The organism is Devosia insulae DS-56 (genome assembly GCF_000970465.2).
GTDB classification, from domain to species: Bacteria; Pseudomonadota; Alphaproteobacteria; order Rhizobiales; family Devosiaceae; genus Devosia_A; species Devosia_A insulae.
Map to the genome: position 1 here is coordinate 37,206 of NZ_LAJE02000158.1, position 12,751 is coordinate 49,956.

The 12,751-nt window shown below is 66.0% G+C and carries 13 protein-coding genes; 8 read left to right on the forward strand and 5 right to left on the reverse strand.

The window, feature by feature from the left end:
- The first annotated feature begins 2 nt into the window (after nt 1-2).
- The 3 genes from VW23_RS09725 to VW23_RS09735 all read left to right on the forward strand — a co-directional run bounded on the left by VW23_RS09725 (nt 3) and on the right by VW23_RS09735 (nt 3,100).
- The gene (locus VW23_RS09725) at nt 3-794 is read left to right on the forward strand and encodes an inositol monophosphatase family protein (RefSeq protein ID WP_055883092.1); all 792 of its coding nucleotides are present in this window, start codon (nt 3-5) and stop codon (nt 792-794) included.
- A 285-nt stretch (nt 795-1,079) separates the two neighbouring features.
- Nucleotides 1,080-2,075 (forward strand): hypothetical protein, encoded by a 996-nt coding sequence (locus VW23_RS09730; RefSeq protein WP_055883090.1) that lies wholly within the window; start codon nt 1,080-1,082, stop codon nt 2,073-2,075.
- Entirely contained in the window at nt 2,075-3,100 is a 1,026-nt protein-coding gene (locus VW23_RS09735; protein WP_069909378.1) for a peptidoglycan -binding protein, read from the forward strand. The genes VW23_RS09730 and VW23_RS09735 overlap by 1 nt, the downstream gene beginning before the upstream one ends.
- Here the strand turns inward: VW23_RS09735 and VW23_RS09740 are convergent.
- Nucleotides 3,084-3,944, reverse strand: coding sequence for an NAD(P)H-binding protein (locus tag VW23_RS09740; RefSeq protein ID WP_084645858.1), 861 nt, complete (start codon nt 3,942-3,944; stop codon nt 3,084-3,086). The genes VW23_RS09735 and VW23_RS09740 overlap by 17 nt on opposite strands.
- A gap of 80 nt (nt 3,945-4,024) precedes the next feature.
- Between VW23_RS09740 and VW23_RS09745 the strand changes: the two genes are divergently transcribed.
- Complete coding sequence (locus VW23_RS09745) at nt 4,025-4,996, forward strand: AraC family transcriptional regulator (protein ID WP_069909408.1); 972 nt, start codon at nt 4,025-4,027, stop codon at nt 4,994-4,996.
- On the opposite strand, the gene VW23_RS09750 is transcribed toward VW23_RS09745, so the two are convergent.
- Nucleotides 4,997-6,841 carry an ABC transporter transmembrane domain-containing protein gene (locus tag VW23_RS09750; RefSeq protein WP_244513481.1) on the reverse strand — a complete coding sequence of 615 codons (1,845 nt, stop codon included), beginning with the start codon at nt 6,839-6,841 and terminating at the stop codon, nt 4,997-4,999.
- A 170-nt stretch (nt 6,842-7,011) separates the two neighbouring features.
- Here VW23_RS09750 and rpmE point away from each other — a divergent pair, with 170 nt between their 5' ends.
- Nucleotides 7,012-7,233 carry a 50S ribosomal protein L31 gene (gene rpmE, locus VW23_RS09755; RefSeq protein WP_055046196.1) on the forward strand — a complete coding sequence of 74 codons (222 nt, stop codon included), beginning with the start codon at nt 7,012-7,014 and terminating at the stop codon, nt 7,231-7,233.
- Nucleotides 7,234-7,336: 103 nt separating this feature from the next.
- On the opposite strand, the gene VW23_RS09760 is transcribed toward rpmE, so the two are convergent.
- The 3 genes from VW23_RS09760 to VW23_RS09770 form a co-directional block, all read right to left on the reverse strand.
- Nucleotides 7,337-7,750, reverse strand: a complete 414-nt coding sequence (locus tag VW23_RS09760) for a GFA family protein (protein WP_069909379.1) — start codon at nt 7,748-7,750, stop codon at nt 7,337-7,339.
- A 43-nt stretch (nt 7,751-7,793) separates the two neighbouring features.
- On the reverse strand, nt 7,794-8,318 hold the full coding sequence (gene rcdA / locus VW23_RS09765) for a protease adaptor protein RcdA (protein ID WP_069909380.1): 525 nt from the start codon (nt 8,316-8,318) through the stop codon (nt 7,794-7,796).
- A 297-nt stretch (nt 8,319-8,615) separates the two neighbouring features.
- On the reverse strand, nt 8,616-8,801 hold the full coding sequence (locus VW23_RS09770) for a DUF1192 domain-containing protein (protein ID WP_055883079.1): 186 nt from the start codon (nt 8,799-8,801) through the stop codon (nt 8,616-8,618).
- Between the two features lie 184 nt (nt 8,802-8,985).
- Here VW23_RS09770 and VW23_RS09775 point away from each other — a divergent pair, with 184 nt between their 5' ends.
- The 3 genes from VW23_RS09775 to VW23_RS09785 all read left to right on the forward strand — a co-directional run bounded on the left by VW23_RS09775 (nt 8,986) and on the right by VW23_RS09785 (nt 12,742).
- On the forward strand, nt 8,986-10,011 hold the full coding sequence (locus tag VW23_RS09775; RefSeq protein WP_084645862.1) for an NAD(P)H-quinone oxidoreductase: 1,026 nt from the start codon (nt 8,986-8,988) through the stop codon (nt 10,009-10,011).
- 95 nt (nt 10,012-10,106) lie between these two features.
- Nucleotides 10,107-10,829 carry a DUF1013 domain-containing protein gene (locus tag VW23_RS09780; protein ID WP_069909382.1) on the forward strand — a complete coding sequence of 241 codons (723 nt, stop codon included), beginning with the start codon at nt 10,107-10,109 and terminating at the stop codon, nt 10,827-10,829.
- Nucleotides 10,830-10,852: 23 nt separating this feature from the next.
- A complete protein-coding gene (locus tag VW23_RS09785) occupies nt 10,853-12,742 on the forward strand; it encodes a monovalent cation:proton antiporter-2 (CPA2) family protein (protein WP_069909383.1) in 1,890 nt (629 codons plus the stop codon).
- Nucleotides 12,743-12,751: the final 9 nt, after the last annotated feature.

Consider the following 12,751-nt stretch of genomic DNA (forward strand, 5'->3'; position numbering starts at 1 on the left):
CCATGCGCTCGGCGCTTCTCAACGTCATGGTCCAGGCCGCTACCAAAGCCGGCCGCTCGCTCGCCAAGGATTTCGGCGAGGTCGAGAACCTGCAGGTGTCGGTGAAGGGCCCGGCCGATTTCGTCTCCAACGCCGACAAGCGCGCCGAAGAGATTGTCTTCAACGAGTTGCAGAAGGCCCGCCCTACCTACTCCTTCCTCGGCGAGGAAGGTACCGAGGTGAAGGGCAGCGATGGCCAGCACCGCTGGATCGTCGACCCGCTCGATGGCACCACCAATTTCCTTCACGGCATCCCGATGTTCGCCTGCGCCATCGCGCTCGAGCGCAATAATGAGATTGTCGCCTCGGTGATCTACAACCCGGCGATGGAAGAGCTGTTCACTGCCGAAAAGGGCGGCGGCGCCTGGCTGAACGACCGCAAGCGCCTGCGCGTCGCCAATCGCAAGCATCTCGCCGACGCCGTTGTCGTCACCGGCATCAACTCACGCGGTCGCGCGCTGGACCTGCTGCAGCTGAAGCAACTGGCGCACGTCGTTCCCGCCGTCTCCGGCATCCGCCGCACCGGCTCGGCCTCGACAGATCTTGCCTGGCTCGCCGCCGGCCGCTTCGACGGCTACTGGGAAGCCGGCCTCGCCCCCTGGGATGTGGCGCCGGGCTTGCTGATGCTGCGCGAAGCCGGCGGCACCATGACCGATTACGCCGGCACCACCGGCTCGGTCTGGAACGGCCAGGTCATCGCCGGCAACGAGACCATCCAGAGCCAGCTGCTGAAGATCGTCAAAGCCGTAAACTGAGCCGCAGCGGAAGCGAAGCGCATCCGTCGGTCCAACCCACCGGCGTCATCCCCGCGAAGGTGTTGTGTCCAGTGCGATCTCTCAGCCTCAGCGAGTGCCGCAGCATCCCACCAGGTTCCCGCCTTCGCGGGAATGACGCTGGTGGACGACAGGTCGACCCGTCACCCTCCAGTCGCATTGTCGGGATTTCATGGGGTTAACCCGCATGGCGGGTCGCCGACCGTTGCGCGGATTCGCCGAAGCGCACTATTGTCAGGCCGATTTCATTGAGCATGGGGCCGCGACATGTCGCAAACTTACGACCCGTATCGCCTGGCGAGCCCCGCGGTCTATCTGGTCAAGATCGTCATCTTCCTGGTGCTGGTGGCGCTGGTCGCCGCCATCCTCGCCAACCAGCTGCTGATCTTCTTCTGGGCCAACCCCTTCATCAACTCGCTGATTCTGCTGACGCTTTTCATCGGCATCATCCTCAGTTTCCGCCAGGTCATCCGGCTGTTCCCCGAAATCAACTGGGTCAACGCCCTGCAGGAAGGCCGCATGCCGGCGGTGCAGCCGCGCTTGCTCGCGCCAGTGGCGAACCTGTTGCGCGATCGGCTTGGCGAAGCGGTGATCACCCCGTCTTCGATGCGCTCGATCCTCGATTCCGTCGGCAACCGCCTCGATGAAGCCAAGGACACCTCGCGCTACCTGACCGGCCTGCTGGTTTTTCTCGGCCTCCTCGGCACCTTTTACGGCCTGCTCGAGACGGTGACCCACGTCGCCTCGACCATCCAGGCGCTGGACGCCACAGCCGGCGACACGGCGACGCTGTTCTCGAACCTCAAGGAAGGCCTCGCCGCGCCGCTCGGCGGCATGGGCACGGCCTTCTCCGCCTCGCTGCTTGGCCTGTCCGGCTCGCTGATCCTCGGCTTCCTCGACCTGCAGGCGAGCCAGGCGCAGAACGCCTTCTACACCGACCTCGAGGACTGGATGACCTCGATGACCGAACTCGACCACCCCGTCACCCAGATGCAGGCCACCGGCCTCGGCGTCTCCGGTGATGAAATGTCGGCGATGCTGGCGCAGTTCGGCTCGACCCTGCAGAATTCCGGCTCGTCGCAGAACGCCATCCGCGCCATGGCCGAGCTGGCCCGCGGCATCGATGGGCTGGTCAAGCACATCAAGGCCGAGCAGGAAGACCTGCGCGGCCACATCATCCAGCAGGGCGAAACCAACAAGAAGCTCCGCGAACTGATGGAAGCCATGCTGCGCGAGGGTGAATCCGACCGGCGGCCGAACTGATGGCGAGCTCCACCCGCTCCCGCCGCTCGCAAGTCACCAATTACTGGCCGGGCTTCGTCGACGCCCTGTCGAGCCTGTTGCTCGTCATCATCTTCCTCCTCTCGCTGTTCATGCTGAGCCAGTTCTTCCTTGGCCAGGAAATCAGCGGCAAGGACACGGCGATGAGCCGGCTCAACGCGCAGATCGCAGAACTGACCGAACTGCTGCAGCTCGAGAAGGTGAACTCGAGCGACCTCGAATCAACCATCGCCACGCTCTCGGCGACGCTGACCTCGGCCACCAGCGAGCGCGACCAGATGGCGGCGCAACTGGCCGGCCTCGGCGCCGGCGGCGACGGCAAGGATGCCACTATCGCCCAACTCGAATCCGATCTCACGGCGCAGCAGGACCTGTCGCGCGAAGCAGCGGCGCAGGTGGCGCTGCTCAACCAGCAGCTCGCGGCGCTCCGCACCCAGCTTGCCGCCCTTGAACAGGCGCTGCAGGCCTCCGAGGCCACCGACACCGAGAACCGCACCCAGATCGCCGATCTCGGCCGCCGGCTGAACCTGGCGCTGGCCCAGCGCGTGCAGGATTTGAGCCGCTACCGCTCGGATTTCTTCGGCAAGCTGCGCCAGGTGCTGGAAGGCCGCGCCGATGTGCGTGTCGTCGGCGACCGCTTCGTCTTCCAGTCCGAAGTGCTGTTCGACGCCGGCGAGGCGGCCATCTCGCCCGAAGGCCAGACCGAATTGGCCAAGCTCGGCGCCGCCATCAAGGAGCTGCAGGCGCAGATCCCAGCCGATGTAAACTGGGTGCTGCGCATCGACGGGCACACCGACAAGCGGCCGATCAACACGCCCGAATTCCCCTCGAACTGGGAGCTCTCGGCGGCGCGTGCCATTTCGGTGGCCAAGTACCTGATCACCCAGGGCGTCCCGGCCAACCGGCTCGTCCCCGCCGGCTTCGGCGAATTCTCGCCGATCGATCCCGGCGACAGCGACGAAGCCTATCGCCGCAACCGCCGCATCGAGTTCAAGCTGACGGAATAGGCCGCGCCCAGCTCGGCGCCGCCTTCGCGGCATAGTCGGCAAAGGTGCGCGCCGGCCGGCCGGTAAGGCGCGGGACCGTATCGCTGATCGCCGAACCAAATCCGTCGCGGATCGCCAGCTGGTTGCCGACGACGATCGCCGCGTAGTCCGGCGCCAACCCCGCCCCGACCAGGAGCTGCGTGAACTCTTCGCCGGTGATCTGCCGGTGCGCGATGCTCCGTCCGGCGGCCTGCCCAATGATCGCTGCCGCCTCGGCAAAGCTCATCGCCTCGGGCCCCGTCACATCGTAGATTTTGCCGGTGTGTCCCTCGTCGAGCAGCGCGGCTGCCGCCGCCGCGGCGATATCCTCGGCATCGACGAACCCGACGGCGCCGTCGCCGGTGGCGGTCGCGATCATGTCGGCTCCGAGGATACCGGGGAGAAAGAAGTCCTCAGAGAAATTCTGGTTGAAGCCCGATGGCCTGAGGATGGTCCATTCGAGGCCGGAAGCCATCACCTGCTGCTCGAGCTCATATCGTCCCGTCCCCGGCCCTTCGTTGGGAAACGCCACCCCCATCGAAGTTACGGCGACGACCCGCTCGACCCCTGCCTGAGCGGCGGCGGCAAGAAACGGCCCAGTGTGCCCGGTCGGGTCCACCACCAGCTCTGGCGGCGTCAGATAGACCGCGTCGACGCCGGCCAGGGCTGCTTCAAATGTGTCGGGCTTGTCCCAATCGAAATAGGCCGTACCGGCAATGCCGCGGCGGCTCGCGGCCCGGACCTTCACCTCCTGCTCCCTGAGCAACGGGACGAGACGGCGACCAGATTTGCCGGTGGCACCGAGAACCAGAACAGAGCGTGTCATTTGCAGCTTTCCTTGACCTTGACTGCGCCATGACCTACGGCTCTCATCCGATCTCTTCGATGGTTGAAACACTCGATATCATGTTCAAACGTCTCGATTCCCGTGCCGATGTGCTGAGCGAGGTGCTGGATGCGGTGCAGCTGGGCAGCGTCCTCTCCTCACGCAACGAATTGCGCGCGCCGTGGGCCCTGCATGCCGGCCAGACCAGCCACCGGGCCGGTTTCCATGTGGTGGTCAGCGGCCATTGCTGGGCCCGCGTCGATGGCAGTGACACCCCGGTCGCCCTGGGGCCCGGCGACATCGTGCTGTTCCCGCACGGCTCCGGCCACACGCTGGGTGATACACCTGAGACGCCTGCCGTCGAGTTCGAGAGCCTGCTGGGCGGCCTCGCTCCGGGCGAGGCGATCGAGTTCCCTGCTGGCACGGACGGCGAAACCACCGTGCTGCTCTGCGGCTCCTATTCCTTCTCGGCTGCAGGCACCAATCCGCTGCTCCGCGGCCTGCCCAGCCTCGTCCACCTCACCGGTAGCCAGACCCGCGGGACCGGTCTTGAAGCCGCCATTGCGCTGCTCGCCGCCGAAGCGGAAAGCCGGGGGTCGGGTACCGCTATGGTCGTCGACCGGCTGGTCGACCTGATCTTCGTCTACACGCTTCGCACCTGGCTCGAAGCGCAGCGTCGTTCACAGTCGTCCAGTTGGTTCGGTGCTCTGGCCAATCCGCAGGTAGCACCAGCCTTGCGCGCCATCCACGACGATCCCGCGCATCCCTGGACCGTCGCCATGCTGGCCACGAGGGCAAAGCTGTCGCGCGCCGTGTTTGCCCGGCGCTTCTCCGAAGCGGTCGGCGAAGCACCGCTCAGCTATGTCACCCGCTGGCGGATGACCGTCGCGGCGAGCCTGCTCGAACAGGGGCACCGCATCGCGGCCGTGGCGCCGCGGGTCGGCTACGAGAACGAGTTCGCCTTCGCCAAGGCTTTCAAGCGTATCCGCAACATCGCGCCCGGCCAGTTGCGCGCCGCCAACCGCAACACGCTGCCGCGGCAGAGCGGCTGACTATTCCGCCACTTCGCGCTGCAGCTCGGCGCGGAACTGCAGCTTGGCCAGTTCGGCGTACTTGCCGCCCTTCCGCACCAACTGGTCGTGCGTGCCCTGGTCGATCAGCCGGCCCTTCTCGAGCACCAGGATGCGGTCGGCGTCGCGGATAGTGGCGAGGCGGTGGGCGATCACCAGCGTGGTGCGCCCGGTCATCAGGCGCTGCAGCGCCAGCTGCACCAGCCGCTCGCTTTCGGCGTCGAGAGCCGAGGTGGCTTCGTCCAGCAGCAGGATCGGCGCGTCCTTGAGCAGGGCCCGGGCGATCGCCAGCCGCTGCTTCTGTCCGCCCGACAGCATCACCCCGCGCTCGCCGACGATCGAATCGTAGCCATTGCTGAGCTCGGCGACATAGTCATGCACCAGCGCCGCCCTGGCGGCGGCCTCGATCTCGGCGAACGTCGCTTCGGGCCGGCCGAAACGGATATTGTCGGCGATGGTGCCGGCAAAGATCGTCGGCTCCTGCTCGACATAGGCGAAGCGGCGGCGGAGCTGCTCGGGCTCGACATCCCGCACATCGAGGCCATCGACGAGGATACGCCCGGCGGTGACGTCATAGAAGCGCTGCACCAGCGCGAACAGCGTCGACTTGCCGGCGCCCGACGCGCCGACCAGCGCCACCGTCTCGCCATGCGCGATCGAAAAACTCATGCCCGAGATCACCGTCTCGCTGTCGCGGGTCTCGTAGGCGAAGCCGACATCCTCGAAAGCGACCGTGCCGAGCGCCGGCACCGGCAACGCCTGTGGGTTGGCCGGCGGCTTGATCGCCGGCTCGGTGTCGAGGATCTCGACCAGCCGTTCGGTGGCGCCCGACACCGTGTGCAGCAGGCCCATGATCTCGGAGAGGTTGGTCAGCGCATTGCTGGCCATCAGCGCGTAGATCATGAACTGCGCCAGCTCGCCGACCGTAACGACGCCGGTGAACACCGCATTGGCGCCCCACCAGACCAGCACCACCAGCGCCGAGGTGGAGAGAAACAGCAGCCCGCCAAGCAGCGCGGCGCGCGCCCCCACCCGGCTGACTTCCGCCTCGAACGATTCCTCGGCGCGCGAGCCGTAGAGCCTCGACTGCTCGGGCTCCTGCACGAAGCTCTTGATGGTCTTGCTGGCGCCCAGCGCCTCGGTGGCCATCGCCGACATGTCGGCCAGTGCATCCTGGGTGCGCCGCGACATCCGCCGCAGCCGGCGGGCATAGAGCATCACCGGGATGAGGATGGCCGGCCCGACGATGACGATGGTCAGCGCCAGGTATGGGCTGGTGAGGAACATCAGCGTCACCGCGCCGATCAGCGTCACCGCGCCGCGCAGCATGATCGAGAGGCTCGTGCCGATGGCGCCGCGGATTGTCGCCACGTCGCCATTGAGCCGCGAGGTGAGTTCACCCACCCGGTGCAGGTCGAAGAACGCCGAATCGAGGGTCAACAGGTGGTCGAACACCTTGCGGCGGAGGTCGGTGAGCACGCGCTCGCCGAGCACCGAAATGAAATAGAAGCGGCCGGCGCTGGCCAGCGCCATCACCAGCGCCACGCCGATGGCGATCATGCCGTACTGGCCGACCATCGACAGGTTCTGCTCGACGAAGCCCTTGTCGATGATCTTGCCGGCCAGCGCCGGGATCACCAGCGACGACAGGGTCGAGACGAGGAGGAAACCGATGGTGAAGGTCAGGCGCCACGGATAGCGCAGTACGAACGGCATCAGCCGGCGGATCGGCTTGATGTCCTGCGGCCCGGTCCTCAGGGCTTCGCCCTTGCTGCCGAGCCTGCTGGTCGGGGCCGCCCCGGTGGTGCTGCGCGTGGTGCTTTTCAAAGTGCCCTCGATATAGGCAGGCAGCGCGCGCGCCGCAACCGAATTGCCAGCCCCGCGACAACGCGCGGCTTTCGCTTGCAGAGGGGCGGGATTTTCTCTATGTACCCGGCCAATCCGTATCAATCGTTTCGTCCGGGCGCCGTGGCGCCCGTTTGATTTGAGGCAGCGCCATGAAGAACGACATCCATCCCGACTACCACATGATCACCGTGGCGATGACCAACGGCACGACCTACCAGACCCGTTCGACCTACGGCAAGGAAGGCGACACCCTGCAGCTCGACATCGACCCGACCACCCACCCGGCCTGGACCGGCGTGCAGGGCAACCTGATGGACCGCGGTGGCCGCGTCACCCGCTTCAAGGACAAGTTTAAGGGCCTCGGCTTCTAAGCCTGACGGCACCGACGACGACCAAAGCCCGGCCATTGCGCCGGGCTTTTTGTTGCGCCTGGAAGGTGCAGCATCCTCCAGCGTGGCGAGGCCACGACGATCCTCACACCCGGTTCGTCTCGTACGCCGTGAGCGACGGATCGATCTCGGCCCAGTCGACGCGCGAGCGCATCCAGGCCTGGCGGTTGGGCTTGACCACACTGGGATCATCGAGGCTGCCGGCCTTGATGAACACCACCTCGGGGTGCAGAGGTGGCAGGGTGTAGAGCGGCGAGCCGCAATCGCCGCAGAAAAAGCGCGCCACTGGCCGGCCACTGTCGCCTGCCTTGACGAAACTCTTGGGCGTGCCTTTGCTAATGCTGAAGCCGGCGGCAGCAACCCGCACGCTGACGCCGAAGGCGCTGCCCGAAACCCTGCGGCAATCCTCGCAATGGCAATAGCCGGCGGCGCCGACTTCACCCTGGTAGGTGTAGCGAACGGCGCCGCAGAGGCACCCACCTGTCAATGTCTCGGTCATTGTCCCACCCCGGTCAGATCGACCGATGGTAGCGACTGGCGGCCTATTCCTTCAACCGGCCGAATGCTGCCTTGAGCCGCGCCAGCTGATCGGCAATGCCGCCTTCGCCGCTTGGGGCATATTCCGGCACGCCGCCGCGCTCGAGCTTGTCGAACTGCTGCACCCGGTCGAACAGCCGATCGCCCTTGGCGATGAACTCGCGGAGCCGATCCGGCAGCTCGGTGTAGCCGGGGCCGCCGCGATCGCTTGGCGTGGCGGAGAAGCGAACCTTCTCCTTTTCGGTGCGGGCATTCTCGGCAGTGAGCTCGCCTTCATTTACAGCGCGCTGCAGCAGCAACCATGAGGCAAGCTGCATCAGCCTGGTGGTGAGGCGCATGCTTTCGGAGGCATAGAGGAACGAAGCTTCGCGCGGCAGGCCGCGACTCTCCGCGCGGCCATCGCCGTCGAGATAGGAGGCGACCTCCTCGATCAGCACCATGCCCTCGCGATAGAGCATGTCGAACCCGCCCGACGCAACGATGCGCGGCCCGATGGCCACCGGCTTCTGCTTCTGCCTGCTGTCGTCCACGCTGTTGCTGCCCGGGTAACGGAAAATTGCGACCGGCGCCTGCTGCCGGATACCCCGTTATGCGCTCGCCCCCTTGCCGTTGGCTTAACGGACCATTGGCAACGGCACAAAAGAAAAGAGCCGTCGAAACGGCTCTCGAAAGTTAACAGGGAGGCGTCAAACAGAGGGAGAAACCACTCTGCAAAATCCAGAGAACTGGATACGATCTAAGTTAACGGCAATGTGTTAATTTGAGGTTAACGAGACTCGCTTTCTTAACCTTGCCATTCCGTCACCAGCGCGACGCCCGGCGGCGCCTCACAGCTTGAACAGCGATTCCGCCTCCGAGCGGGTTTTGTTGCGCGCCGCGATTGCCTGCTCGAGGCGAGCGATCTCGGCCTTCAACAGGCCAATCCGCTCCTCGAGTTCCTCGACCGACATCGTGTCGATCAGCATGCCGACCTCGTGCCCTCTCGGCTTTTTGACTGCGTCGTCGTCGAACATGATGTTCTCCCGGCTTGGGTTTTTCCGAATTTTAGACCTCCTGCCGAGGCGTGCAACCCTGAGACTCCGGAGCGTCACCTTTGACGTCTCCCCAGGGCGTCGGCTTCGACGTCCCCCAACGATTAGCCGATTGCCAGCGCCCGCAGCATGGTCCTAGCTAAAGGCCATGCCAATCCCGCAAGAAATGACCGCTATTTCCATCACCGAGTTCGGCGGCCCCGAGGTGCTGCAGCCGGTGCGCCTGCCAGTGCCGCAACCGGGACCGGGCGAGGTGTTGATCCGTGTCGCGGCCGCCGGGCTCAACGCGCCCGATCTCGGCCAGCGCCGCGGCACTTACAACCCGCCGCCCGATGCCTCGCCGCTGCCCGGTCTCGAGGTCGGCGGCGAGATCGCGGCAATCGGCCGGGGTGTGCGCGGCTGGTCGCTCGGCGATCCGGTGGTGGCGCTGACTCATGGCGGAGGCTATGCCGAGTACGTCGCGGTGCCATCCGGGCAGGTGCTGCCGGTTCCCACCGGCTGGTCGATGCTCGCAGGTGCGGCGCTGCCTGAGACCTTCTTCACCATCGAGCAGACGCTGGTCATGCGGGCCGGGCTGGCGCCGGGCATGCAGGTGCTGATCCATGGCGCGGCCGGCGGCATTGGCGGGGCGGCGATCCAGATCGCCCGGCTGCACGGCGCCAATCCCATCGCTATCGTCTCCGGCCCGGAGAAAGCCTCCTATGCCCGTGCGCTTGGCGCCGCCGAAACCATCGACCGCTCGAGCGAGGATTTCGTCGCCCGGACGCTGTCGATCACTGGCGGCAAAGGCGCCGACCGCATCGTCGACATTGTCGGCGGCGATACGCTGGAAAAGAATATCCGAGCTGCGGCCCGCTTTGGCCACATCGTCATCGTCTCGACGCTCGGCGGGCCGAAATCCGAGATCAATGCCAGCCTGATCCTGATGAAGCAGCTGACGCTCTCGGGCTCGACGCTCAGGCCACAGAGCCGCGAGGTAAAGGCGGCAATCGCCCGCAGCCTCGCAAAATCGGCCTGGCCGGCGCTTGCCGATGGCCGCATCGTCCGCCCGCGGATCCGGGCCCTGCCGCTCGCCGAGGCGGCTCGCGGTCATGTCGAACTGGAGCAACCCGGCAATTACGGCAAGCTGATCCTCGTTACGCCATGGGGCGAGACTGCTGAAGATAGCGACAATCCGATTGAATCGGCCTGAGCCCGCAGGTATATAGGCGCATTATTCCCCCTCAGGATGACGACGAGGCGGGGCGGACCGGAAGAACCCGGCCGCGCCTCAAGGAGAGATTTATCATGGCCACGCCCCTACTGATGCCCAAGGCAACCGCCGTCTGGCTGGTCGACAACACCGCGCTCTCGTTCGAGCAGATCGCCGCTTTTTGCGGGTTGCACCCGCTTGAAGTGCAGGGCGTCGCTGACGGCGACGTGGCCAGCGGCATCATGGGCGTCAACCCGATCCAGAACGGCCAGCTGACCCGCGAGGAGATCGAGAAGGCCGAAGGCGACCCGAGCTACCGCATGAAGATCTCGGACCCCAAGGTCCGCGTCGCCGCGCCCAAGCGCAAGGGCCCGCGTTACACCCCGATCTCGCGCCGCAACGAGCGCCCCAACGCCATCAAGTGGCTGCTGCGCAACCACCCCGAGATGAAGGACGCGCAGATCATGCGCCTCGTCGGCACCACCAAGTCGACCATCGACGCGGTGCGTGAAGGCACCCATTGGAACAATGCCAACATCACCCCAATGGACCCGGTGACGCTCGGCCTCGCCAGCCAGATCGACCTCGATCTGGAAGTGAGCCGTGCCTCGAAGGGCGCTGCGCCGGGCGATATCGCCGAACAGGGCACCATGCTGCTGACCGCTGAGGAAGCGCTGGCCGGCGCCCATGGCCGTGCCGGCATGGACCATGCCGAGGACGACGAGCACACCGAACGCCGCCCCGAGCGCGAAGAAGAGCTGGACGCGGACTCGGTGTTCGCCAAGCTGAAGTCGCTGAAGGGCGATTCCGAAGAGTAAGACGTCGAGCGCGGGCAGCAGAGATGGAAATCAACCTGCTGCTCGCCATCTTTGTTCTTCTCGCCGCCACGGTATTGCTCGTCCCGCTGTTCAAGTGGGCCGGGCTCGGCACCATCCTCGGCTACCTCGCCGCCGGTGTGCTGATCGGCCCCTACGGGCTGGCGCTGGTTTCCGACACCGACCTGATCCACCAGATCGCCGAATTCGGCATCGTCATGATGCTGTTCCTGATCGGCCTCGAGGTCGATGGCAGCGAACTCTGGCGCATGCGCAACAAGGTGTTCGGCCTCGGCCTCACCCAGATGGCGGCGACCACCATCGTCGTCACCGTGCTGGCGCGGCTGATCGGCTTCGTCTGGGCCGACGCCGTGGTGGTGGGCCTGGCGCTGGCGATGAGCTCCACTGCCATCGCCATGCAGTCGGTGGATCAGCGCAACATCACCAAGACCGACACCGGTCGCGCTTCGCTGGCGATCCTCTTGGTGCAGGACGTGGCGGTGATCCCGATCCTCGCCATCATCCCGCTGCTCAGCGCCATGGGCGGCTCGCCCATCGAGGCGATCGGCGAGAACGTGCTCGAGGCGGTGGACAACCCGATCGACTGGTGGATCGCCCTGGTGGTGGTCGGCGCCTTTGCCGCGGCGCTGCTCGGTTCGCGCTTCGTCATCCGGCCACTGATGAGCTGGCTCGCCCGCACCCGCGTCCCCGAAGCGTTCACCGCTTTCGCGCTGGCGCTGGTGATCGGCGCCGCGCTGGTCACCGAGAGTTTTGGGCTGTCGCCGGCGCTTGGCGCTTTCTTCGGTGGCGTGCTGTTGGCCGACAGCGAGTACCGGCACGAGCTCGAGAGCAACCTGCAGCCATTCAAGGGCCTGCTGCTGGGGCTGTTCTTCATCACCGTGGGCATGTCGATCGCCTTCAACGTGGTGATCGAGAACCCGCTGCTCGTGCTGGCCTTGGTCGTGGCACTGATCAGCCTCAAGATGCTGGTGCTGTTCGTCCTTGCCACCTTCTTCAAGATGCACGTCGCCGAGCGGCTGCTGCTCGCGGTGCTGCTCAGCCAGGCCGGCGAGTTCGCCTTCGTCGTGCTGCAGTTCGCCCGCACTGCCGGCAACCTCTCGGGGCCCGAGGTGGAGCTGCTGACCGTGGTGGTGGCGCTCTCGATGGCAACGACGCCGTTCCTGATCTTCCTCTACGATCGGCTCTGGGCGCCGCGGCTCAACCGCAATGGCAGCGACGAAACCGAGCTGCCGCCCGGTCCCGACGTGCCCAACCCGCATGACCGGGTGATCGTCCTCGGTTATGGCCGCTTCGGCCAGATCGTCACCCGGCTGCTGCGCGCCCAGGGTTTCGAGATGACGCTGATCGACGACGATCCGGCGCAGATCGAGCTGGTCAAGCGCTTCGGCGTCAAGGTGTTCTATGGCGATGGCGGCCGCCTCGAGATCCTCCGCGCGGCCGGTGCCGACAAGGCGCGGATGATCGTCATTGCCGTCGCCGGCGCCGAGCGCATCCTCGGGATCGCCGAGCTGATCCGCCGTAACTACCCCAACGTCATTGTCGCGGCCCGCGCCGTCGACCGCTCGCATGCCCACGATCTGATGGCGCTCGGCGTGCAGGTGATCGAGCGCGAGACCTTCCGCGCCGCCATCAAGCTCGGCGAAGAGGCGCTGCTCGCCCTCGGCCGCGACGCAGCGGAGGCCCACCGGGTGGCTGAGGCGTTCGAGCAGCACGACACCCGCATGCTGCGCGAGAGCTACGTCGTGCGGCACGACCAGGCCGCCTATATCGGCTTTGTCCGCCGCTCCACTGAAATGCTCGACGCGGTGATGAAGGCGGATCGCGAACAGCAGCCGGAACCGGGGCATTCTGCTGAAGGCGATATTGACAACAAGGCGCCACGGGCCTCCGAGTAGCGCCCAGTC